At 36.6% G+C, this 22,973-nt stretch carries 25 protein-coding genes, 1 tRNA gene and 1 other RNA gene; 9 read left to right on the top strand and 18 right to left on the bottom strand.

Annotation, left to right across the window (positions count from 1 at the left end; translation table 11 throughout):
- Positions 1 to 67: 67 nt before the first annotated feature.
- Entirely contained in the window at positions 68 to 652 is a 585-nt protein-coding gene (locus tag CPT03_RS07500; protein WP_099438270.1) for an O-methyltransferase, read from the bottom strand.
- A 135-nt stretch (positions 653 to 787) separates the two neighbouring features.
- Here CPT03_RS07500 and CPT03_RS07505 point away from each other — a divergent pair, with 135 nt between their 5' ends.
- A complete protein-coding gene (locus CPT03_RS07505; protein WP_099438271.1) occupies positions 788 to 1,762 on the top strand; it encodes a DUF1080 domain-containing protein in 975 nt (324 codons plus the stop codon).
- Positions 1,763 to 1,767: 5 nt separating this feature from the next.
- Here CPT03_RS07505 and CPT03_RS07510 read toward each other — a convergent pair whose 3' ends face one another.
- Genes CPT03_RS07510 through CPT03_RS07540 form a run of 7 tightly spaced genes read right to left on the bottom strand, consistent with a single transcriptional unit; the run spans position 1,768 to position 8,504 of the window.
- The gene (locus CPT03_RS07510; RefSeq protein ID WP_099438272.1) at positions 1,768 to 2,886 is read right to left on the bottom strand and encodes an ABC transporter permease; all 1,119 of its coding nucleotides are present in this window, start codon (positions 2,884 to 2,886) and stop codon (positions 1,768 to 1,770) included.
- Positions 2,883 to 4,028: an ABC transporter permease gene (locus CPT03_RS07515; protein ID WP_245869999.1), complete on the bottom strand. Its 1,146-nt coding sequence runs from the start codon at positions 4,026 to 4,028 to the stop codon at positions 2,883 to 2,885. The genes CPT03_RS07510 and CPT03_RS07515 overlap by 4 nt, the downstream gene beginning before the upstream one ends.
- Entirely contained in the window at positions 3,994 to 4,731 is a 738-nt protein-coding gene (locus CPT03_RS07520) for an ABC transporter ATP-binding protein (RefSeq protein WP_099438273.1), read from the bottom strand. The genes CPT03_RS07515 and CPT03_RS07520 overlap by 35 nt, the downstream gene beginning before the upstream one ends.
- A 2-nt stretch (positions 4,732 to 4,733) precedes the next feature.
- Positions 4,734 to 5,654: an ABC transporter ATP-binding protein gene (locus CPT03_RS07525; RefSeq protein WP_099438274.1), complete on the bottom strand. Its 921-nt coding sequence runs from the start codon at positions 5,652 to 5,654 to the stop codon at positions 4,734 to 4,736.
- The gene (locus tag CPT03_RS07530) at positions 5,651 to 6,553 is read right to left on the bottom strand and encodes an HlyD family secretion protein (protein ID WP_099438275.1); all 903 of its coding nucleotides are present in this window, start codon (positions 6,551 to 6,553) and stop codon (positions 5,651 to 5,653) included. Before CPT03_RS07530 ends, CPT03_RS07525 begins: the two co-directional genes overlap by 4 nt.
- 18 nt (positions 6,554 to 6,571) lie before the next feature.
- Positions 6,572 to 7,834, bottom strand: a complete 1,263-nt coding sequence (locus CPT03_RS07535; RefSeq protein ID WP_099438276.1) for a TolC family protein — start codon at positions 7,832 to 7,834, stop codon at positions 6,572 to 6,574.
- Between the two features lie 52 nt (positions 7,835 to 7,886).
- Positions 7,887 to 8,504, bottom strand: a complete 618-nt coding sequence (locus CPT03_RS07540) for a TetR/AcrR family transcriptional regulator (RefSeq protein WP_099438277.1) — start codon at positions 8,502 to 8,504, stop codon at positions 7,887 to 7,889.
- 164 nt (positions 8,505 to 8,668) lie between these two features.
- On the opposite strand from CPT03_RS07540, the gene CPT03_RS07545 reads away from it, so the two are divergent.
- From CPT03_RS07545 to arr, 5 genes are all read left to right on the top strand, one after another.
- Positions 8,669 to 10,201, top strand: coding sequence for a SulP family inorganic anion transporter (locus CPT03_RS07545; protein ID WP_099438278.1), 1,533 nt, complete (start codon positions 8,669 to 8,671; stop codon positions 10,199 to 10,201).
- Positions 10,202 to 10,238: 37 nt separating this feature from the next.
- Entirely contained in the window at positions 10,239 to 11,024 is a 786-nt protein-coding gene (locus CPT03_RS07550) for a GDSL-type esterase/lipase family protein (RefSeq protein ID WP_099438279.1), read from the top strand.
- An 82-nt stretch (positions 11,025 to 11,106) separates the two neighbouring features.
- A complete protein-coding gene (locus CPT03_RS07555; RefSeq protein WP_099438280.1) occupies positions 11,107 to 13,575 on the top strand; it encodes a mechanosensitive ion channel family protein in 2,469 nt (822 codons plus the stop codon).
- An 84-nt stretch (positions 13,576 to 13,659) separates the two neighbouring features.
- Positions 13,660 to 14,256: an ester cyclase gene (locus CPT03_RS07560; RefSeq protein ID WP_216641620.1), complete on the top strand. Its 597-nt coding sequence runs from the start codon at positions 13,660 to 13,662 to the stop codon at positions 14,254 to 14,256.
- A 34-nt stretch (positions 14,257 to 14,290) separates the two neighbouring features.
- A complete protein-coding gene (gene arr / locus CPT03_RS07565) occupies positions 14,291 to 14,728 on the top strand; it encodes an NAD(+)--rifampin ADP-ribosyltransferase (RefSeq protein WP_099438281.1) in 438 nt (145 codons plus the stop codon).
- Between the two features lie 98 nt (positions 14,729 to 14,826).
- Here the strand turns inward: arr and CPT03_RS07570 are convergent, their stop codons facing one another.
- The 6 genes from CPT03_RS07570 to CPT03_RS07595 form a co-directional block, all read right to left on the bottom strand.
- Positions 14,827 to 15,510, bottom strand: a complete 684-nt coding sequence (locus CPT03_RS07570; RefSeq protein ID WP_099438282.1) for an ATP-dependent Clp protease proteolytic subunit — start codon at positions 15,508 to 15,510, stop codon at positions 14,827 to 14,829.
- A 12-nt stretch (positions 15,511 to 15,522) separates the two neighbouring features.
- Positions 15,523 to 15,795 (bottom strand): hypothetical protein, encoded by a 273-nt coding sequence (locus tag CPT03_RS07575; RefSeq protein WP_099438283.1) that lies wholly within the window; start codon positions 15,793 to 15,795, stop codon positions 15,523 to 15,525.
- Positions 15,776 to 16,303, bottom strand: a complete 528-nt coding sequence (locus tag CPT03_RS07580; RefSeq protein ID WP_245870000.1) for an RNA polymerase sigma factor — start codon at positions 16,301 to 16,303, stop codon at positions 15,776 to 15,778. The genes CPT03_RS07575 and CPT03_RS07580 overlap by 20 nt, the downstream gene beginning before the upstream one ends.
- Positions 16,304 to 16,392: 89 nt before the next feature.
- Positions 16,393 to 17,127: a hypothetical protein gene (locus CPT03_RS07585; RefSeq protein WP_099438285.1), complete on the bottom strand. Its 735-nt coding sequence runs from the start codon at positions 17,125 to 17,127 to the stop codon at positions 16,393 to 16,395.
- Between the two features lie 37 nt (positions 17,128 to 17,164).
- Positions 17,165 to 17,347, bottom strand: a complete 183-nt coding sequence (locus CPT03_RS07590) for a hypothetical protein (protein WP_099438286.1) — start codon at positions 17,345 to 17,347, stop codon at positions 17,165 to 17,167.
- A 114-nt stretch (positions 17,348 to 17,461) separates the two neighbouring features.
- The gene (locus CPT03_RS07595; RefSeq protein ID WP_099438287.1) at positions 17,462 to 18,427 is read right to left on the bottom strand and encodes a DKNYY domain-containing protein; all 966 of its coding nucleotides are present in this window, start codon (positions 18,425 to 18,427) and stop codon (positions 17,462 to 17,464) included.
- 192 nt (positions 18,428 to 18,619) lie between these two features.
- Between CPT03_RS07595 and CPT03_RS07600 the strand changes: the two genes are divergently transcribed.
- Both CPT03_RS07600 and CPT03_RS07605 read left to right on the top strand, forming a co-directional pair.
- The gene (locus CPT03_RS07600) at positions 18,620 to 19,567 is read left to right on the top strand and encodes a hypothetical protein (RefSeq protein WP_099438288.1); all 948 of its coding nucleotides are present in this window, start codon (positions 18,620 to 18,622) and stop codon (positions 19,565 to 19,567) included.
- 36 nt (positions 19,568 to 19,603) lie between these two features.
- On the top strand, positions 19,604 to 19,843 hold the full coding sequence (locus CPT03_RS07605) for a hypothetical protein (RefSeq protein WP_099438289.1): 240 nt from the start codon (positions 19,604 to 19,606) through the stop codon (positions 19,841 to 19,843).
- Between the two features lie 114 nt (positions 19,844 to 19,957).
- Here CPT03_RS07605 and CPT03_RS07610 read toward each other — a convergent pair.
- Together CPT03_RS07610 and CPT03_RS07615 are read right to left on the bottom strand one after the other, a co-directional pair.
- A tRNA-Lys gene (locus CPT03_RS07610) sits at positions 19,958 to 20,030 on the bottom strand.
- Between the two features lie 222 nt (positions 20,031 to 20,252).
- Complete coding sequence (locus tag CPT03_RS07615; protein ID WP_099438290.1) at positions 20,253 to 21,080, bottom strand: alpha/beta fold hydrolase; 828 nt, start codon at positions 21,078 to 21,080, stop codon at positions 20,253 to 20,255.
- Between the two features lie 162 nt (positions 21,081 to 21,242).
- Here CPT03_RS07615 and CPT03_RS07620 point away from each other — a divergent pair, with 162 nt between their 5' ends.
- Positions 21,243 to 21,776, top strand: coding sequence for a D-glycero-alpha-D-manno-heptose-1,7-bisphosphate 7-phosphatase (locus CPT03_RS07620; protein WP_099438291.1), 534 nt, complete (start codon positions 21,243 to 21,245; stop codon positions 21,774 to 21,776).
- Positions 21,777 to 21,842: 66 nt separating this feature from the next.
- Here CPT03_RS07620 and fsa read toward each other — a convergent pair whose 3' ends face one another.
- Both fsa and ffs read right to left on the bottom strand, forming a co-directional pair.
- The gene (gene fsa, locus CPT03_RS07625; protein WP_099438292.1) at positions 21,843 to 22,505 is read right to left on the bottom strand and encodes a fructose-6-phosphate aldolase; all 663 of its coding nucleotides are present in this window, start codon (positions 22,503 to 22,505) and stop codon (positions 21,843 to 21,845) included.
- Positions 22,506 to 22,644: 139 nt separating this feature from the next.
- Positions 22,645 to 22,744: signal recognition particle sRNA small type (ffs, locus tag CPT03_RS07630), an RNA gene on the bottom strand.
- Positions 22,745 to 22,973: the final 229 nt, after the last annotated feature.

The following is a 22,973-nucleotide window of genomic DNA, read 5'->3' on the forward strand; positions in this document are numbered from 1 at the left end:
TTAAAAATTCATTAAACCAATCCAAAAACTAATCTAATTCAGTTTTTGGATTGGTTTAATGCTAATATTAAATACCTTTTTTTGTTGCAATCAAAATTCCCGTTGCCCAGCATTGCTTGGCTATATGCAAATCTTTCCTTTTTTCTAATTCCTCAACCAGCGCAGTAGCCTTTTCCTGATGTCCCTCTGGCCAATTTGGTTGTGGAAGCATGTCATCAATAATATAAAATGCACCAGGATTTAACATATTAATTACCTCGTCAAGCATTAAGTATTTTCCATGCCATGTATCAGCAAAAATATAATCAAATTTTAAATCCTTATTCTCCTCAATCCATTCACCACCATCAATACAATGCAAGTCCAACCGTCTGTCTATTACAAGAAAACGAGCTGCGATTGATAAATAGTTAGAATCGTTGTCGATAGATATTAAGGTAGAATCCTTGTCCATTCCATCTAAAATCCACGAAGTAGATAAGCCCGTTCCCGTTCCTAACTCTAAAAACCTTGATTTTGGTTTTGCACCTGCCAATGTTTTCAATAAAGAACAGGTAAACACATCTGATGACATTGAAAAAGCGGTATTCTTAGTTGCTTCAATTATAGCATGGTACGCTTTTGGGTAAGTTTGGTTAATTTCTTCAATCATGAATATTTGGTTTATAGGGATTATGGTACTATTAATGCCGCGAATATAGACTTTGTTTAGTTACGAAGTTTTAAAACCTTAAGTTTTTCAGCTAACTTTAAAACAAATAGTATTTATTGTTATTAAAAGAAAATTATGCATAAAAATCTCTTTGTACTTGGTATGAGTTGTTTGTTGATGTTGGGTTCAGCAGAATCTGTTCTGGCATCAAAAAAAAATATAACTGTTAGCCCCCAGGCAGAAGCTAACCCTAAAGATTTAATTGGCCGCTGGGACATCACGATTGATGAGAATGGAAAATCAGCACCATCATGGTTAGAAGTAAAGCTTTCTGGTTTAAAAACACTTGTAGGCTATTTTGTTGGATCTAGCGGAAGTGCCCGTCCGGTAGCTAAAGTAAATTTCGACAATGGTAAATTCAGTTTCACAATTCCACCTCAGTGGGAAGATGGAGGTCAGGATTTTGTGATCGAAGGTGAAGTTATTGGAGATGCTATTCAGGGAACAATTACTACAAACGAAGGTAAAAAGTACAATTGGAAAGGAGTAAAGGCTCCGTATTTAAAAAGAACCGCTGCTCCGGTTTGGGGCAAAACCATTAACCTGTTTAACGGAAAAGACTTAACCGGATGGAAAGCAATGGGCCAAAACCAATGGATAGTAAAAGACGGTGTTTTAACCAGTCCTAGATCGGGTGCCAACCTGATTTCTGATCAGAAATTTACCGACTTTAAATTGCATGTTGAATTCAGATACCAAAAAGGAAGCAATAGCGGTGTATATTTAAGAGGCAGACATGAAGTTCAGATAGAAGATAGCCCGAAAGAGCAACATCCATCAAGTGTGTTATTTAGTGGTATTTACGGCTTCCTTACACCTAGTGAGATCAATGCATTAGGCCCAAATACATGGCAAACTTTTGATATTACTTTAATAGGCAGAATGGTTACTGTGGTTGTTAACGGAAAAACTGTTATTACTAATCAGGAAATTCCAGGAATTACCGGTGGTGCGCTGGATAGCAATGAAGGTGAACCCGGACCAATTTATATCCAGGGAGATCACGGTCCGATTGAATTTAAAAAGATAGTGATTACACCGGCTAAATAAAGTCGTTAATTCCTTTTTTTATAATTCCATATCGCCCAAGCATTTAATATAAGGGCATATATACCAACAGTTACTAACTGGGGTAATATGTCCTTAAATCCACTTCCCTTAAGAATTACCATTCGCATTACTTCTATAAGATAACTTACCGGGTTAAATCGTGAAACTATCTTTGCCCATTCCGGCATACTATCAATAGAGGTGAACAAACCGCCCATCAAAATAAAAATCATCATGAAAAAGAACATGATAAACATTGCCTGCTGTTGAGTATCACAAAAGGTAGAAACTAAAAGACCAAAGCCTAAAATAGCCAACAAAAAAACTGATGCAAAAAGGTACAATACCAACAAATTTCCGAGTGGAACAATACCATAAATTAACCACGACACCAACAAACCCAATGTAAAAACCACATTACCTAGCATCCAAAAAGGAATAAGTTTACCCAATATAAAATGATGTTTCTTTATTGGTGTTACATTAATCTGTTCAATGGTACCAAACTCTTTTTCTTTTACAATATTCAGTGCTGAAAGAAATCCTCCAATCATGGTAACTAATATGGCCAGAATACCTGGCACCATAAAAAACTTGTATTTAAGCTGAGGATTAAAAAGGTTTGAAGAAGTGACCTCTATTACAGCAGGCTCGTTAAATTTTGAAGAGGGAAGCAACTGTAACCTTATACTGTTATTAAAATCTTTTACAATAGCACCTAGATATGCCCCACCAAGGTTTGCCTTCACTCCATTTATGGCATTTACAGCAATAAATAGATGCTGGTGCCCTTCGCGGACAAGATTCCTTTCAAACCCATGAGGAATTTCCAGAATCAAATCTGCATTGTCTGTCTCAACCAATTTCATTCCCTCATTAAAAGAACTATTATACCCTGTAAGTTTAAAGTAACCAGAAGCAGTAACTTTAGAAATCAGTTTTTGGGAATAGCTGGAATGATCATGATCAACCACTGAAAGGTTGATGTTTTTTACTTCATAATTTGCTGCAAGAGGCAAAATTATTAACTGCATAACAGGCATTACCATTATAAGCAACAGGATAGCTTTATTGCGGAAAATCTGCCTGAATTCTTTTTCCAGTAAAAAACGGATCGTTCTCATGCCAGTCTGATTTTAAAACTTTTTAAACTCACCACTAATAAAACTATAGTAATACCACCTAAAATTAATGTCTCTTTCCAGATAGACATAAAGCCTAAACCTTTAATCATAATAGATTTAACAATTAAATAGAACCATTTTGCCGGAACCAGATTCGAAATTAGCTGTAAAGGGTAAGGCATGTTTTCTATTGGGAACATAAACCCACTAAAAAGTACAGTTGGCAAAAACATTCCCATCAATGAAATCAACATGGCCATTTGCTGGGAATTTGTTTTTACGGATATAAAAATACCCAAACTAAGGCATGTAATAATAAACAGTGTACTTTCTGCAAAAAGCAAGGCTACACTTCCATTAACCGGCAAGTCAAGCACATACACGCTCAACAGAAGAATAGAAGCTACATTGATCAGCGAAAGGATAAGATAAGGCACCGCTTTAGAAAGAATAACCAGCAAAGGACTAAATGGTGAAACCAGTAAAATCTCCATTGTTCCCGTTTCTTTTTCTTTTACAATTGAAATAGCCGTCATCATTACACAAACCAACATCAGTACCAGGGCCATTACCCCTGGAACAAAATTATGTGCCCCCTTTAATTGCGGATTATACAACATCCTTGCCTCAGGAACTATTGAATAAGGTATGGCTGCAGTTTTATCAATTGACCTTTGGTAGTCCTGAATAATTGAAGAAACGTAATTTGTGAGCATAGTAGCTGTATTTGGATCAGAAGCATCAGCAAGAATCTGAATTTGTGCCTTGTGCTGATGAAGAAGCGCTTCATTAAACCCGGCAGGAAAAACTACGGCCATTTTAATTTTCCCCTGCTTAAATGCCGCTTCAATTTGCACATTGTTCATCGCAATGTTTTTAATCTCAAAATATCTACTAGCGGCTATCTTATTGATGATTTGTTGGGACGCCTCATCTTTAGCCTGATCCATAACAATTATCTCAGAGTTTTTAACTTCATTTGTCAAAGCAAATCCAAAAATGAGAATCTGGATTACTGGCATGCCAAATAAGATTAATAGGGTCTTTTTGTCCCTCCAAACATGAGCAAATTCCTTTTTTACAAAGTTGATAAACTGTTCCATTGCTTTAATCACCTCGTTTAGCACCTCTGGCCAGCTCATAAAAAACCTGGTCCATTGAGTTTGCTTTAAATTGATTTTTTAAATTTTCCGGTGTATCCAGCGCCTCTATTTTTCCATCCACCATAATAGATATGCGGTTACAATACTCTGCCTCGTCCATATAATGGGTGGTTACAAAAACAGTAATTCCCCTTGCAGATGCCTCATAGATCAGGTCCCAGAATTGTCTTCTGGTTACCGGATCAACCCCTCCGGTAGGTTCATCCAGAAATACAACTTTTGGGTGATGTAGAACCGCCACAGAAAAGGAAAGTTTCTGTTTCCAACCCAATGGGAGTGAAGCTACAAGTTTTTTGGCTTCATTTTTTAATCCAAGCTGTTCCAACAGTTCTTCACTTTTAATCTTAATATCCCTATTGGTCAGGCCATAAATACCTCCAAAAAACCTGATATTTTCCTGTACAGTCAGATCTTCATATAAAGAGAATCGTTGACTCATATAACCTATGTTCTTTTTAATTTCCTCCGTTTCCTTATAAACATCAAAACCTGCTACCGTTGCTACTCCTGAACTGGGCATAGATAAACCGCAAAGCATGCGCATGGCAGTTGTTTTACCTGCTCCATTAGCCCCCAGAAAACCAAATATTTCGCCCTTTGCCACCTCAAAGGTAATTTCATTTGTTGCCGTAAAATCTCCAAATCGCTTGGTTAGTTTAACTGCTTTAATTACATATTCCATAGCTAATTTTTCAATAACTTGATAAAATAGTCTTCTATAGTTGGAGGTACAGGTTTAATCTCTATTCGGGTTAATCCTTCTGTAATTAGGTAACTCCGGAGCTTATCACCTTCAAAAGAATTCTTAAAGGAAACATGAGCATATTCACCAAAAGCATAACAATCCATTACACCCGGGTACTTCCTAAGCGCCTTAATCAATTCATACATCCTATCTGCTTTAATAGCAAATAGTTGATCTGGATATTGCTGTATCATTTTCTGAGGGGTATTTATAGATAAAATTTTCCCATACTGAATTAGGGCGATGCGGTCGCACAAGGTAGCCTCGTCCATGTATGGTGTCGATACAAGAATAGTAATACCTTGTCCTTTAAGTCTTTTCAGCATTTCCCAGAATTCTTTTCTAGATACCGGGTCAACTCCGGTTGTTGGTTCATCCAAAAACAAAACTGTTGGTTTATGAATAAGAGCACAACATAAAGCCAGCTTTTGTTTCATTCCTCCCGATAGCTTTCCCGCCCTTCTGTCTTTGAAGGGCTCAATTTGTACATAGATATCTTCTATCAGATGATAATTTTGGGCGATGGTGGTCCCAAAAACTGTAGCAAAAAACCGAAGATTTTCTTCGATAGTCAGATCCGGATAAAGAGAAAATTTGCCTGGCATATAGCCAACCGTTTTTCTGATCTGTTTATAATCGGCAACTACGTCATAACCATCAACCTTTGCGGTGCCTTTTTCAGGAAGTAATAAGGTCGTAAGCATCCTGAAAATACTTGTTTTACCTGCACCATCTGGACCAATTAACCCAAATAATTCTCCTCTATTAACGTCGAAAGAAATATCATCCACAGCCACTAACTGCTCCTTACCGTAAGTTTTACGGAGTTGGTTTACTTCGATGGCTATAGTACTGGTCATATTTTTTTAGATAAAATGATTTCACCATACATACCTATTTTTAAATAACCATCATTTTTCACCTTTATCTTTACTGCATATACCAGATTTGCGCGCTCATCTTTTGTTTGTATAGTTTTAGGTGTAAATTCCGCCTTATCGCTAATCCACTCAATTGTCCCCTCATAAGTCTTATACTTACCATCTGCAGCATCTACCAATACTTCAACTTTTTGTCCCAGTTTAACAGTCGGCAACTGGTTACCAGTAATGTATGCTCTTAAAATAATAGACAGTAAATCGCCTACCTTGTATAACGGTTTACCTACTGAAGCCATTTCATTTACTTCGGCGTACTTAACCAGCACAGTGCCAGCTGTTTCATTTACAATTTTACTTTTGGAAATTTGATCGTTTAATTGATCAATTTGTACATTCAATGGAAGTGTTTCTTTACCTAAACTGGTAGAAGTAATGCTCAATGCTGATTCCTGAGCAAGGATCTGTTTTTTAATAATAGCAATCTGGGAATTGGCATCATCAAGCTGTTTTGGCGTTGCTGCATCTGCCTTTAGCAGGTTAATGATTCTCTGTTGCTCTCTGTTTGCTTGTTTTAGCTGTTCCCTGTATGTGGCAATCTGTGCCGATACATCAGGCTTTTTACCTAATATGGCACCAATTTGGGCGATGAGCTGCTTCTTTTTTAAGTACAGTTGTGTGGTATCAATATAACCTATAGTTTCGTCTGCTTTTAGTATCTGTCCCTCCACAAGATTCAGTGCCTTAATTGTTCCGTTTGCCTCAGCAGACACTATGGTCTCAACAGCTTCAAATGTGCCGGAAGCATCATAAGCTTGTTCTTTTTGCCCGCACGATACCAGAAACAAAGCGGCAGTTAGTGCAAATGCTATTTTCTTCATGATTATGTTTGTTTAATATTAATTGCCTGTGGTGGTTTGTTTATTGTACAGGGCCATTAGTAATTGTATTTGGTGCATGATCTTGCCTTGTCTGGCCTGATCTTCAGCATTTACCTCGCGCAAATAATCGCTGGTATTTATAACTCCGTTTTCCAGCTGTGCTGCCGATGTTTCTTTTACACTTGCCCGTAATGCAATAATCTCATCGTCTGAGTTCAGTAGGTTTGTTTGCTTATCAATTTCCGAATCCTGTTGCTTTACCACAAAATTAGTATTCAGTAAAAAGTTTTCTTTTTGCAGATCAATCTCTTTTCTGTTGATATCAATAATTGCCTTTTCCTTTCTGCTGGTATAAAATCCTGACAGGGGCCAACTCATTCTCAGCCCACCTATGGCAAAAGGCTCCATTGAATTATTCAGCATATTTAATGCAGGTTTGCCAAGGCCACCTTGCAAAAACAAATTAAACTTAGGTAAGTTCCGTGCGGCAATAGCTCGTTCTTTCACATCCAAACTGTTGCGTTGTTGTTTAAACAAATCAAGCTCCGGGCGTTGGATCTCAGTTTGCAGCACTGGTTGTTCGGGTTTTTGTAGCACTATATCTTCCGTAAGTGTTTTATGGATAAATAAGCCTAGTACTTCTATATATCCCTTACGGGTAAATTTCTGCTCTATATTTTTTTGATTTACTTTTAGCAATTCAGCCTTCAGTATATTTAAGCTACTCTTAAAGGCGATTCCATTGGCTACATTAGCTTTTGCCCGGTCAATACCCAGCTGAATATCTTTTGCCAGTAATTCATTCTGCTTTAATTGCGCATCCATTAAAAGTACCCCGAAGAATAACTGGTTAACCCTTTCTTTCAATTTGTACAACTCTACCTCAAGTTTCTGATTTTCAACCAAAGCATTAGTGTTAATTGCTTCCTTTTGTTGCCTGATAACACCGCCATCAAACAAAACCTGAGTTCCTTCTGCACTCAAACGATATTGATCTTTACTCAACTGAGGAACGTTCATCCCGGGAATCTGAATTGGAATTTTTGTTACATCTGACTGATAACTGGCTTGTCCGCTGATATTAAACTGAGGCAGATATCCCTTTGCAGCGTTATCTACAGAGTAAGCCGCAGTTTTTGAAATCAATTCCAACTGCTTTACCAAAGGATAGTTCTGTCGAGTCAGGGAATAGCATTCTTCAAGTGAAAGCCTTTCCTGACTTTGCACATTCGTTTGATAAAGCACAAAACAAATGAGGGTGCTGAAAAATATAGATTTCATTTCTATTTATTTAGTTGTTTTAATCATTTGATTAACTGCCATATAAATTTTTTTAATGGACTTTTAACATTGCGTCAATCCAAACAGGAATCATTTTCTTTCTTTCTTCTGCCATCTTATCAAAATCCTCTTGTTTCAATTCTCCAATAATTTTAATAAGCGGACTAGCCACAAAAGGAAAAACTGTTAAGCTAATAATGTTTATGATAAAATGCAGTGGGTTAATTTTGCCGTTTAAAGTTTCATTCAGTTGCTGATAAAAATGAGATTTTAATAAAATCTCCTTAACATTCATATTTGTCGCCAGTTTTTCAGGATTGGATCTTATTTCACTTAAAATAAATAGAGGCATGTCTGGTTGTACTCTTAACAAATTGATGTAGTTCTCGGCAACAAGAGCAATCTTTTCAGTTAAGCTCAATCCCTCATTGTTCAGCAATCCTTTAATTCCCATTAAAAACTGCTGTATGTTCTCCATCATTACAATATCAAACAGCTTTTCTTTACTTCTAAAATAGTAGTTTAGCAAGGCAAGATTTATACCGGCTTCTTCAGCAATATCTCTGGTACGCGTGCCCGAATATCCTTTTTTTGTAAATACCAAATTGGCTGCTGCTTTAATCTTTTCTTCTGTGCTGCTATCTGCTTCTACATTTAATTTTTTACTCATCTTTCTGTTGTAACATATTAAGTCCTACAAATATAAAACTAAATATTTCATTTAATCAAATAATTTAATCATTTGATTAAATACATACATATAAAGCCTGGTAATGCCCAAATCAAGTATTTTTTCTACTTTTGATCTATACTTTCTACGTATCAACCTTACATATGTTTTCAAGCAATAGCTTTTTTAACTTCTCTCAAAAAGTCAATTACAAAAATGAAATCCTGGCGGGCCTAACAGTGGCCATGACAATGATGCCGGAATCTTTATCATTTGCCATCCTTGCCGGATTTCCTCCATTAGCGGGTTTATATGCTGCTTTTATTATGGGATTGATTACCTCAATTTTTGGAGGCAGGCCAGGTCTGATTTCCGGTGGGGCAGGAGCTACAGCAATCGTATTAATTGCCTTAATGAAATCAAATGGAATCGAATATGTTTTTGCTGCTATTGCATTTGCTGGAATTATCCAGATAGGGGTAGGACTGTTTAAACTAGGCAAATTTATCAGATTGGTACCTCAACCAGTCATGTATGGCTTTGTTAATGGTCTTGCTGTTATCATTTTTATAGCTCAGCTAGAGCAATTTAAAACTGTTGCAAATGGAACATCTACCTGGCTTAGTGGAGCCTCATTATATATTATGGCAGGTTTAGTTTTGCTTACCATAGCAATAGTGGTGCTTTTACCAAAAATTACCAAGGCTGTTCCCCCGTCTCTTATCGCTATTATAGTAGTGTTTTTACTCGTTTTTGGATTTAATATAGACACAAAAACGGTTAAAGATATTGCTTCTGTTAGTGGCGGGTTTCCTCCATTTCACATCCCGGCTATACCCTTTGAACTAAACACTTTACAAATTATTTTTCCTTATGCCTTAATAATGGCTGGGGTTGGCTTAACCGAAGGTTTATTAACTCTTAACCTGGTTGATGAGATTACCAGTACAAAGGGCAATGGCAATAGAGAATGTATTGCACAAGGCGCTGCAAATATTACCAATGGCTTTTTCTTTGGAATGGGAGGCTGTCCCATGATCGCTCAAACACTGGTTAATCTATCCGCAGGTGCAAGAGCGCGATTATCCGGAATAATTGCATCATTAACCATACTTATTATTATACTTTTCGGTGCCCCCATTATAGATCGCGTCCCAATGGCAGCATTAACCGGAGTAATGATAATGGTAGCTATCGGAACATTTGAATGGGTAAGCTTTCGCATCATTAACAAAATGCCAAAACAAGACATCTTTATAGGTATACTTGTAGCGATAATAACCATCTGGCTTCATAATCTGGCGCTTGCAGTCCTAATTGGGGTTGTGATATCAGCATTGGTCTTTGCCTGGGAAAGTGCTAAAAGAATCCGCGCAAAAAAATATATAGATGAACGGGGAGTTAAACATTACGAAATATTTGGCCCTTTATTTTTTGGATCTGTAACTGCTTTTAATGAAAAATTTGATATTAGTGGCGACCCTCAAGAAGTAATTATCGATTTTAGGGACAGCAGGGTAGCGGATATGAGTGGCATAGAAGGATTAAATAAGTTAACAGAGCGCTATAAGCTGGCAGGCAAGAAATTACACCTGCAACATCTTAGTGAAGATTGCAGAACTTTGCTTAAAAATGCTGAAGAAGTGATAGAAGTTAATATTTTAGAAGATCCGCATTACAATGTGATGGCAAATTAATTAATACAAAATAACCTATCTTTATTAAAAAACAATCATGAATAAACCTCTTTTTGCCAAGCTCAGCCCAAAATTACTGTTACTGGTTTTTGCGTTAATACTAACTTCTTTCTCTTCAGGAAAAAGAACCAAACTAAACATTGTTTTTATAGGAGATAGCATTACTGAAGGGGGCGCACTTAAACAACCTGCTTTAGAAGCAACACCATTAATTGTTCAGCAAATTCTAAGTTCAAACGGGCAATTCACATCGGTAGATGTTGCAAATAGGGGCTTTAGCGGACATACCAGTCTCGACTTTTTACCTACTACGAATACCGACTTCCCAAAGGTTATTGAGGCCGCAAACAACTTCAATAAAGATACTTCATCTATACTCTTGTTTTCTATTATGCTGGGAACCAATGACAGTGCAATATTTGGACCTAATGGATCTCCGATCTCTGCCGATCAGTATGATCAGAATATGTCTAAACTGATCGATGCATTATCAAATCAATACCCAAAGGCAAAATTTGTACTGCAGTATCCGCTTTGGTATAGCACAAACACTCAAAATAATGCGGCCTATTTAGAAGAAGGCTTAAATAGGTTAGAAAGCTACTTCCCAAAAATTGATAATCTGGTTAAAAAGTATAAAAAAATAGCCCCCGGACGGATATTTGCCGGCGATAAATCTGGTTTTAATTTTTTCAGGAAGAATCACACTACGCTGTTTAAGCCTGAACAAGGAAAAAAAGGCACGTTTTATCTACATCCAAATGCAGAGGGATCTAAAGAACTGGCAAGAATTTGGAGCAAGGGGATTTTAAAGGCCATCTAAATTTCCTGAACCTTAATACATTAAAAGGGGGGGGTATTAATAGCGCTTTTTTGCGTATTATTGAATATTAATCTTCAGTAAAATGATGCTCCCTAAAAAATTAACCTGTTCACTTTTGGTTTGTATCAGCATATTTAGCTGCATTACCCTACTTGCCCAAAAGAAAGATTCTACCATTCATAAATCAATTTTACAGGATAGCTTAAAATTGAATTTTGTAGCCAAAATGCAGGCTTTTGCAAAACGATCTGCAAAGAATAGCGCTGATGAGTTTGAGGCCGATAAAGCAACTATCATTCAAATCAAAACATTTGAAGAGATAAAGCGGACAATGCAAAAAGCAAAGATTTATGTTAATGGTAAACTGGATACTCCAGGTATAAAAAGGGAATTTAAAAAAATTGAAAAAGACCTGATTGTTGTTGGCGATGGTGTTTTTACTAATAAAGGATCTTCACAAACTTATCGCAATTTAACAGCTACTTCAAAAATAGTATCGGAACTGCTCAATAAAGCAAATGCAGGTAAATTAAAGTTGGATGTGCGCCTGCAGGAACTGAACGCTTTCCAATATCAGCTCGATTCATTATTGAGCGTACCTGCATTATTTAAGTTTCCAACTGATTCGGTTACGCTAACAAAGTACCTGGAAAAAATAAAAGTTGTTGCCTACGAAACTACTCCAATAGAAAGCTCACTTAAAGAGGCAAGCAACAATATCCAATCCCTGCTAAATCAGGCAAACCTGACTGTTTTCAAATTAGAAACAAGTCTGGAAGAAATTGAATCACATCAAAAAGACATAGCCGGCCAAACCTACAAAAGAGAATTTAGTAACATATGGGAATCACCCGATTACTACCAGCCATTTAATGAAATACTTTATTTCTCAAAAACGAAGGGATTACTAACGCTTAAGTTTTATGCAGAAAATAATATGGGTAAACTAGTACTGCTTGTTTTACTTGTGGCAACTTCTTTCATTTATCTGCGTTCGCTTAAAAACATTTATTTAGAGAATAATTTGCTAAAAACTGATTACGAAGGCCAACTAGTGCTCAGGTATCCAATTTTATCGGCCATTCTATTAGTTACAAGTTTATTTCAGTTCCTTTTCATTTCGCCCCCTTTTATTTTAAATGTTATCTTTTGGTCAATATCATGTGTTTGCCTAACCATTATTTTCAGGAATTTCATAGCCCGCTACTGGATGCGGATATGGCTGATTATAGTTATGCTTTTTCTTATATCTGCTCTGAGTAACCTGATATTGCAGGCTTCAAGAATTGAACAATGGTGTATGCTCATCGCTTCGATATCTGGTGTTATAGTTGGCTTGGTTGCGCTACTAAAAGGCCATCGTGAAGAGCTTAAGGAGAAATGGATCCTTTGGTCAATCACTTTTATGGCCTTACTTGAATTTGCATCTGTATTTGCAAATATATTTGGCAGATATAATTTAGCAAAAACGCTATTCATTAGTGGATTTCTGAACGTGATTATTGCAATTCTTTTCCTCTGGACAGTACGACTAATTAACGAAGGCCTGTTTCTGGCATTTAATGTATATTCCGGACAAGATAAAAAGCTTTTTTACCTGAACTTTGAAAAGGTTGGCAAAAAAGCTCCGTTGTTATTTTATGTATTACTAATTATTGGTTGGGCAGTATTATTTGGGCGAAATTTCCCTGCATTTGATTACTTATTCAAACCATTTCTGAACTTTTTTAATCAGGATCGTACACTGGGCGATTATACCTTTAGCATTAATAGTCTGGTTCTCTTTATTGTAATTATGTCTATTTCGGTGATTGTTTCTAAAATCGTCTCCTTTTTTGCTTCCGACGGACATCTTGCAGGCGGCAGGGATAATAAGAATGAAAGGCAGGGGATAGGTAGCTGGATATTGCTGGTTCGCATTTCTATCCTCTGTATAGGCCTATTTTTAGCAATTGCAGCGGCAGGAATTCCTGTAGACAGAATAACGATTGTTTTAGGAGCATTAGGTGTAGGCATAGGCTTTGGTTTGCAAACATTAGTGAACAACCTGGTAAGTGGGCTTATTATTGCATTTGAGAAGCCAGTAAACGTTGGCGATATAGTTGATGTTGATGGCCAGGGTGGTAAAATGAAATCTATTGGATTTAGAAGCAGCATCATCTCAACCTGGGATGGTGCAGATGTAGTAATGCCAAATGGCGACTTGCTTAATGCACATCTGATTAATTGGTCGCTTGGCGGAAACCGTAAAAGAATATCTATACAGATTGGTATTGCTTATGATACAGATCTTGAAAAATGCAGACAAGTATTAACTGGAATTTTAGACAATGATCAGCGAATCAGTAAAAACCCCGGTCCGGTGGTACAATTTGAGCAGTTTAGTAATAGCGCTATAGATCTGAGGATATATTTCTGGACAAAACATATTGGAGATACATCTGCTACCAGGAGCGATTTGATTATAGCTATTGTAGCCGCTTTTAAAGCAAACGGCATCTCAATTCCGTTTCCTCAACAAGATGTATATCTTCATTATCCCGATCAATAAAAATTGTTGTTCTTGAGTAACGGGATATTTCTTAATTTTATGTAATTTAAATACTTCATTTTTAACCGTTTAAACCACAGCAAAATGAAAGGAACAACTGTAATAACCAAACCATTACTTAAAGTAATGGCATTGGTAATAATTGCATATTTCAGTAGTTGCAAAAACAGCGAAGGAACAAATGCAACAAACAAATCGGAAATAGATTCCTTACGGACCCAAATTAAGGAGCTAATGGCAGCCAATGAGATGGTCGCAAAAAATCTCGCTAAGTTTGATACTTTAGATTTTAATGTTTTCAGTAGGAGAGACTGGGCCAGATTTCATGAAAGCCATGCAGAAGATGTTGTAGTTCATTTCCCAGACGGGCATACTACAAAAGGGCTTAAAAAACATATAGATGATATGGAAGCAATGTTTGTATATGCCCCTGATACCAGAATTTCAGTACACCCAATTAAAGTAGGACAAGGAAACTTAACTGCCGTTACCGGAGTAATGGAAGGCACTTTTACTAAACCTATGCCTGTGGGTAATGGTAAATTCATTCAACCTACTGGTAAAGCGTTCAAAATTCCGATGGCAACAGTGAGTATCTGGAAACTAGATGGTACAATGAGCGAAGAATATCTATTTTGGGATAATCAAACATATATGAACCAACTTGGCATTGGCAAATAACTGCTAACTTTACTTTTGAAGATACAACAATAGAATGAACACAGAAAATCCAGCAATCGAGACACCTATTCAACATGCTTTTTCTCAAACCTTTTTTCATGGAACTAAAGCGGATTTAAAAATCGGGGACTTAATAGAAATTGGTTTTGACTCAAATTTTGTAGACAGAAAATTAAAACATATTTATCTTTCTGCTACCTTAAATGCAGCTATCTGGGGAGCTGAATTGGCATCTGGGAACGGACGTGAAAGAATATACCTTGTAGAAGCAACAGGCCCATTGGAAGATGATCCTAATGTAACTAATAAAAAATTCCCGGGTAATCCAACAATGTCATACCGTTCTGAGCACGCTTTCAAAGTTATTGGCGAGGTTACCGTCTGGCAGGGACATTTAGCAGAACAACTTAAAGCAATGAAGGACGGATTGGATAAGCTTAAACAGCTTGGAAATATGGTAATAGAGGAGTAAAAGTAGTACATTTCTTTTGCTATTCTTTTGCTTTTGTTTTGCTATCCTTTTGCTCCAGCAATAAAATAGCAAAACAAAAGCAAATTAGAACAGGAGGTTTATTTCAGTACCTCGTCGATCACCCCGAACTCCTTTGCTTCATCAGCGGTCATCCAATGGTCGCGATCGCAAACATCGTGTACGTACTGATAATCCTGACCGCTGTGTTTGGCTATTATATTGTATAACTCCTTTTTAACTTTCAATACCTGGTTAGCTGTTATCTCTATATCTGATGCCTGGCCCTGCACGCCACCCAAAGGCTGGTGCAGCATCACACGAGCATGTTCAAGTGCACTGCGTTTACCTGTTGCGCCACCACACAACAATATTGCTCCGAATGATAAAGCCATACCGGTACAAATAGTGGCTACATCCGGGCTAATCAATTGCATTGTGTCGTAAACACCAAAGCCTGCGTAAACTTCGCCACCTGGAGAATTGATATACATCTGGATATCTTTTTTGGCATCTGTTGATTGCAGGAAGAGTAGTTGAGCTTGTACCACATTGGCAATATTAGCTTCTACCGGTACACCCATAAATATAATGCGGTCCATCATTAGCCTTGAAAATACATCCATCTGCGAAACACGCATTTCACGTTCTTCAGTAATATAGGGTGTCATGGCCGTTGGAACAGTCATGCGCTCAACCGCTGAAATATATTTGTCGACCCTTGCCGACGGGACATAGCAATGCCCCACCGCAAATTTGCGGAACTCATTTTTGTCAATTTTCATAAAATTATAGGTTTAAAGTTTGCTGAAAAGCTGCTTTATTTTTTGACTGAAAGTTAGGTGTTGATGTCCGGTAAATAGCTGCTGATGTACAGTTTCTATCTCTTCTCTTAATTTCTGACGACTGTATTGTTTTACTACCTGATAAGCTTGTTTCTGCCATCTTACTTTTTCGGCGAGTTCATCATCCAGTATCAGCTTAGCCTCAAAAAGTATTGCATCGCTGGGGCTTGTGGTACCTCTAATAAACGCTTCGATCTGTTGGGTTTCATTCCATGAAGTCTTCATACGATAATGCTTTTTCTTTAATAGTTGTTCTTACTTTTTCGAGGCATTTATATTTTTGGACTGTAGCGCTACGCACTCCTGAATAGCCGAACTCTTGTGCAATCTCATTAAGCGGCAACTCATCATAGTAAAAGCTTTTGAGTAAATCCATACACTTCTGACCGGCTTTGCTTAAAAAGTGCATCAGACGGTGACTTGAAGGATGTTCTTCAGGTTCGTGTAATGCCAGATCTACTTCTGTTATAGGCAAGTTTTGCGTTGATTGTCTGTAACGTTTCAACCATAAATTTTTAGCAATTCCAACCAGGTAGGCGGTATCATTGTCAAAGGCAGATGATTGTATAGCAGTTTTCTCAAAATATACAATCAGGGCATCCTGAAAAACATCTTTAGCCTCCTCAAAGCTGCCACCCAACCGACTAATGTATTTGGCTACGCCCGGAAAAGCACTTTTATATAAACTAATAAAAAGCAGCTGCCGTTTCATAGCTTGTTCCATGTTACTCATACTATGCATATTAATGTCTTTTTACTACTATGTGTAAAATATATAGTAAATATCACCTTTGAAATCCTATTTCTCATAAGAGCACATCATCACAATATAGAAACCTTCATAGAATTATCTTTATTAACCCGTACCGATATTCTGATGTTCCAAGCTCTTTTTCCACCACCATCAACTCTCGGCAACCACATAGTAGCTTCATGGCCCATAAATTCTAAAACTTTGTTCGAATAAACAGAAGGTTTGCCCTCAATTAGTTTTAATTTTCCAATTGTGCCGTCTTTCTCAACTAAGCCAGTAATGATGATCATAGAATCTGTTATTGCAATGGGCTTCCAATTCTTAAAATCTTGTTCTAGTTTTTTTGTCAATTTCAAAATATCACCTTTAAAAGTAGGGCGATAATCAGCAGAACCAAGAAAAGGTTCGGTATTTCCATTATATGTGTAGAAATTGAAATGATGCACAAGAGAATCGCGCTGCATCCTTGTTGTCAAGTTGTAAATAACATTAACATCAGTTATTTTTCCGATTCCTTGAAAATTTGTCAGTTTAGCTGTTGTAGCATTTGGGAGAGGAAATTTTCCGTATTTTTTACGAAACAAATAGAGATCACCATCAAAGGTAAGCGTGTACCGCTCACCCAACGTAGGCTTTGGCTTACCCCGGAAAAATATCTCTATAGTTTCTAAATTTCCTTTATCATAGAAAATTACAATGTGATCAATGTTATGATGTCGATCAAAGAATTGATTAGCAGAGGGATTGTAAACATTCACATCAAAACCCGCTCTTGATGTAGTTTGTGCCGCAAGTGAAAGCAAAAAGCATGTATGACAACAAATAAAAAAAGTATCTTTTTCATAGATCTTGTATGCTGTCGCCGTCTAAATCGACAGCTATAGTATCCCTGATGGTATATTGCTGAAAACTCTTCATTGCCTTGTCATGCTGTTCCAGCGAGTTAGTAGCTTCTGACTTATCCTTCACATTTGATGAACAGCCAATTAGAATGAAAGTAAATATGTAAAAGGTCTGTTTCATGTGGCGATTTGTATTTGAGATTAGGTTTGAGTAAATTTACTAGAAAAACAAGAGGGGGCTAGGAGGTGTTTCTACTAAGTCTGCCAACCCCTGTTAGTGGTAGTTATTTTTATTTTATTTCTCTCTCGGTTCATAGTAGATTCTTTCTGTCACTTTAAATATGTTTTTTGTTTCAGAAGGTTTTCCATAATCGTAACGGTAAAGTTTTTCAACAATACAATTACATTTGCTACTTGTCATAGAAGCTCTGATAATTTTTGATTCTCCACCCCAATCTAAATACATCGTATTATTCAATGTGAAACCCATTTGTTTAAGTTTTTCAACAAGCTCGATAGGTTCATTCTTATCTTCTATATATGAAACTAAACTGTCGTAAACATCAACAAACACAATTGGTTCAGTTTGACAGAAATCTTTATTGGCAAAATCAAAGGTTTTAAAACTCATTTTTTTAAAATCATCTTCATTGATAATACCGAACTCGTAATTGAATTTCTTGTCTTTACCTTGAAAGGTACTTGTGATTTTAAAAGTTTCTACGTCCGCTCCGTGTAAAATTTGATTTTTATTTATAACGTATTTTTTTGTCTTTCCCCAATCATCGTCAATAGGGGCAAATTCATTTATATCGTCAATATTTATAGTAGCTCCTCCGTGAATTAAAAAATTATCCGCCTTTGCCCAAGGATATTTAATTAATCTTATCTTGTTTGGATTAACGCCCTTGATTACACAATCGTTTAAGCTGTTATAAAAACCAAAAAAATACGCTGAGTCTTTGTCACGGAAAATATAATTTCCAATAAATTTGAAAGTGTTTGGGTCAATATTTTTTATAAGCTCGCCGTCTATAAACAGATGATTTTTGTCCTTGCCGAACTCAAAGTCGCAATCGCAATCAAAAGTTAATTCTTTAAAAGTCTTTGCATCTGCTTGTTCAATTATTCGCTTGTTTTGTCCACTTCCTTCATTCCAAGATTCATAATAAACTTTGTCGTCTTCAATCTTGTAGCCGCGTCTGCAACTTGTCAAAATTGAAATTGTCATAACTAAAATTATTATTTGTCTTGTTGTCATTAAAGTATGTCTCTTATAATTGCCACTAACTTCTGTATTTGCAAATCCTATCAGCCTTAAACATTTATAAACGAATATACTCGTTTATATCTATTATCAAATGTTCCAGTTGATCAAACTTAACGGCTGTAGATATCATAAGTTATCGACCGCCCTAAGAAAGAACTGATATTTAGCGGAAGGACTGTTAAAATGAATTTAAGCCTTTGTGGCGATGCGCTGACTAATCAACCAAATAGCCTCGAACAGCTTGACCAGTTGCTCATAGATAATGATGACTTCAGATTTGGAAAGGCTTTCTTCCATAAAGGAAGTACTCAGCGCATCGTAGAGCCAGATGTTCAGGATTTTTCTATAACTGTGCCTGCAACCAGAACAGAAGATGCGGAATTTGTAAATGGTATCCATGAACCACTTATTACCGAAGAACTCTTTGGAAAGGTCCAGTCTTTAATAGATAGCCGCCGTACAAGAAATGCATATAAGCAAAGAATCAGATCCATCTTCCCATTGAGAGGTTTTTTGACATGCCCATTCTGTGACCGGCGATCAACTGCAAGTGTATCTACTGGAAGAAATGCAAAATACCGATATTACCACTGTTCCGTCTCCAGGTGCAAAGGCCGTATCAGGGCTGATATACTTGATGAGCAATATGAGGAAAAATTAAAAAAGGTAGTCATCAAGCCTGAAGTTTATGAGTTGTTTCAGCTTATATTAAAAGATGAAGACATCTCAATAACAAGACAGGAATTTCTGAACGAGCGGAACAAGATTCATAAAGAAATTTCAGAACAGGAACTTCTAATCTCAAAAATAAGAAGACATTTTCTTGAAGAGAAAATTGACTTTAATGATTTTAGTGAGTTAAAAAAGGAATGCAAGGAAGTTCTTGGTTTCCTTAACGAGAAACTTACACTTACCAATGAAAGGCTATCCAATTGCTATGTCGTCAAATGTGATGAAAAGTTGATGGGAGGTGAAAGTAGTGTTCTTAAGTTATACAAAAATCAGGACGTGGCAGGCATGAAGTTCATTATCGAATTGTTTACCCCATCTTCATTTAATCCCGTCACCAAAGAACTAAATCCACTGCAGATAAATCAAGCGCTATCGATGATAACTACCTCCGGCGATTAGTCAAAGCAATTAGTAGCTCATTTAAAATTCAAACCTATGGAACAAATCTCAAACAATAAACCTCAATTCTTTTCAGAACGAAAAGTTTCTATTGCCCAGGTCATGGAAGTTTTAAAGAAAAATGGTATCGAGACCACTGAAGAACAAACGAAAGATATACTTGACTTTCTGTATTTGCTTGCTAAAACACACTATGATCAAAGTGCACAACATACCAATTATGACAAACAACAGCAAGGGGATTTCGAACATTCAATCACAGCCTCAATAGCCTAGCGCTTTCTTAATTACCGATTTCCGGAACGATGAAATATTACATTAAGTAGCTGTACAACAGTTAATTGCTGGAAATAAAAAAAGGAGACAATCAAAATTGATCGTCTCCTTAAGTGATCCCGCTGGGATTCGAACCCAGGACCACTACATTAAAAGTGTAATGCTCTACCAGCTGAGCTACGGAATCAAAGTTCTTATTTTGAACTTTACTCTAAAGCTTTCCCTTTAAAGTGGTGCAAATATAGGATTACGATATATATTCTGCAAATAATATATCCATAAATCATCTACCAAGCTGATTCCTAGCCTGATTATTTATCATTTAACCGTTTCTTCATGGTCAATTAATATACTGTAATCTATTTAAAATAACCTGCTTTTAATAATATAAGAGAGTGATTAACCTATTTTACAGAAAATTAAGCAACAACTTATTTACTTCATCTTTATGTGTAAAAAACACACCGTGTGATGCACCTTCGATAATATGGTACTCTGAGTTAGGTAACAATGAAGAGGTTACCTCGCTTGTAGTATTAATAGGTACAATTTTGTCGTCATCGCCATGAATAATCATTATCGGAATGGTAATTACACTGAGGTCGGTTCTGAAATTAGTTTCTGAGAAAGAACGAACACATTCGGTAGTTGCCCGCGGACTCGCAACAATTGCAAGTTGATGCATCCAATTCTGGATTTCCTGACTAACGGAGTTATTTTGCTCATTTACGCTAAAAAATTGTTTCCCAAAACCAGCTAAAAAAGCAGGTCGGTCATTTTGCAGGCCAGCTATCATACCATCGAATACCTCAGTAGGAACACCCTCTTCATGATCCTCTGTTTTTGAAAGTAAAGGAACTACAGAACTGATTAATACAGCTTTTGAAACTCTTGATGATCCATATTTACCTAAATACCTAACCACTTCGCCACCACCCATCGAAAATCCTACAAGAGTAACATCAGTTAAATTCAATGCAGTAATTACCTCATGCAAATCGGATGCAAGTGTATCATAATCATAACTATGCCATGGCCTGTCGGATTGCCCAAATCCACGCCTATCATAGGCGATACACCGATACCCGGCATTTACCAATGTATTCACCTGGTATTCCCACATTTCGTGTGATACAGGCCACCCATGTATCAAAACCACTGGTTTACCAGTACCTAGATCTTCAAAAAATATATTAACAGATGAGCTGTTCTCCGGGTTCTTTTTAATATACGGCATAATTGTATTTATTTAATGTATAACTCTTTTATTAACATCACCAAAGGTCATTTGTTTAATAAAAACAAACAATATCTGGCCAAAATAAACTTTATATTCCCATATTTGGGGTATTAAACTAACCGATAAGGTATAAAATACCTGGAGGAATAACTATAAATAATGAATAAAGCTATTTTTTTGGATCGCGATGGCGTTCTTAATCACGAAATCCATGACTACATTACCAAACTAGAAGATTTTGAAGTTTTAGAATATCAGATTCCTCCGTTAAAGAAACTACATGACGAAGGATATTTGCTGATTGTAATTACAAACCAAGGCGGAATTGCTCAGAAGCGCTATTCTGAAGAAACACTGGCCGAAATGCATAAGGTTCTGGCTCAAAAATTTGAAGCTCAAGGCGCTTTAATAACGCATGCTTACTATTGCCCTCATCATCCAACTGTTAGTGGTGAATGTGAGTGCAGAAAGCCTAAGTCGGGAATGCTTTTAGAAGCTATAGCTAAATACAATATTGATCCGGCGCTTTCTGTGATGATTGGCGACAAACCAAGAGATGTTGAAGCTGCAAATGGAGCAGGGGTAAGGGGTATAGAAATAGTACCTGATGAGCAGATAGACTACAATCTTGTTAAAGAAGTGCTTGCAGGAAACGAATTTCAGGTACTTAGTACAGGACTAAAGAATAAATAATTCAGATTACAAAAAAGGGTCGGTATTAATTAAAATACCGACCCTTTTTTATGCATTAAAGAAATATTATTTTCCTTCAGCAGCTTTTTTATGATCTGCAAGGAATTGAGCCAAACCAGTGTCGGTTAATGGATGTTTTAACAAAGCAGTAATTGCAGTTAAAGGACCTGTAATTACATCTGCGCCTAATTTAGCACAGTTTACAATATGTAATGGGCCACGGATAGAAGCAGCTAAAATTTGAGTTGGATAACCATAGTTATCAAATATTAATCTGATATCTTCAATTAATTGTAAACCATCAGTAGAGATATCATCTAAACGACCTAAAAATGGAGATACATATGTTGCTCCGGCTTTAGCAGCTAATAATGCCTGACCAGCAGAGAAAATTAAAGTACAGTTGGTTCTGATACCTTTAGATGAAAGATATTTAATTGCTTTAACACCATCTTTAATCATAGGAACTTTAACAACAATCTTTGGATCTAATTTAGCTAAAGCTTCGCCTTCTTTAACCATTTCATCAAAGGTGGTTGATATTACTTCGGCACTTACGTTATCATCTACAATGGCACAAATAGCCTTGTAATGAGCGGTCACATTAGCATCACCTGTAATACCTTCTTTAGCCATAAGACTTGGGTTGGTTGTTACTCCATCTAAAACGCCAAGGTCTTGCGCTTCTTTTATTTGATCAAGATTAGCTGTGTCAATAAAAAATTTCATGTTATTTTAATTTAGCAAATTGGTTAATGTTATAAGTTGTCAATTAATAAACGCCTAAATTAGGTATTTACATTGAAGTCTTTTAAGAAAATGTGGAATAAGTAGGAGAGGAGTGCCTTTTTTTACATTGAAAGTAAAAAAAGGGCAAGCACCTCTTATCGCATCGCTACAACTTTCTACCCTTGCTTCGTTCCCGACCTGGGGGAGTTCAAAAGGAGCTGATCGTAAAAGACTTGCCCGCCACAAAAGTAGCAAAAGACCTGAATTTACGAAAGGAAAATCACTAAATATTTAAACTTTTTAAAGGAAATAAAGATAATCAATTGACGTTAAAGAGATTGAGTTTGCAAATAATTTAATATTTCCGTTATATTTAAATAACCTAACCAAAGAAACAGTTTAAGTTTAACTAAGGAAATGGAAAAAAGCATTGAAAATAAAGAAAAATAGCGTTTAAAGCTTGCAAAG

Origin of the sequence: Pedobacter ginsengisoli (genome assembly GCF_002736205.1) — a bacterium.
In the GTDB taxonomy this organism is placed as follows: Bacteria; Bacteroidota; Bacteroidia; order Sphingobacteriales; family Sphingobacteriaceae; genus Pedobacter; species Pedobacter ginsengisoli_A.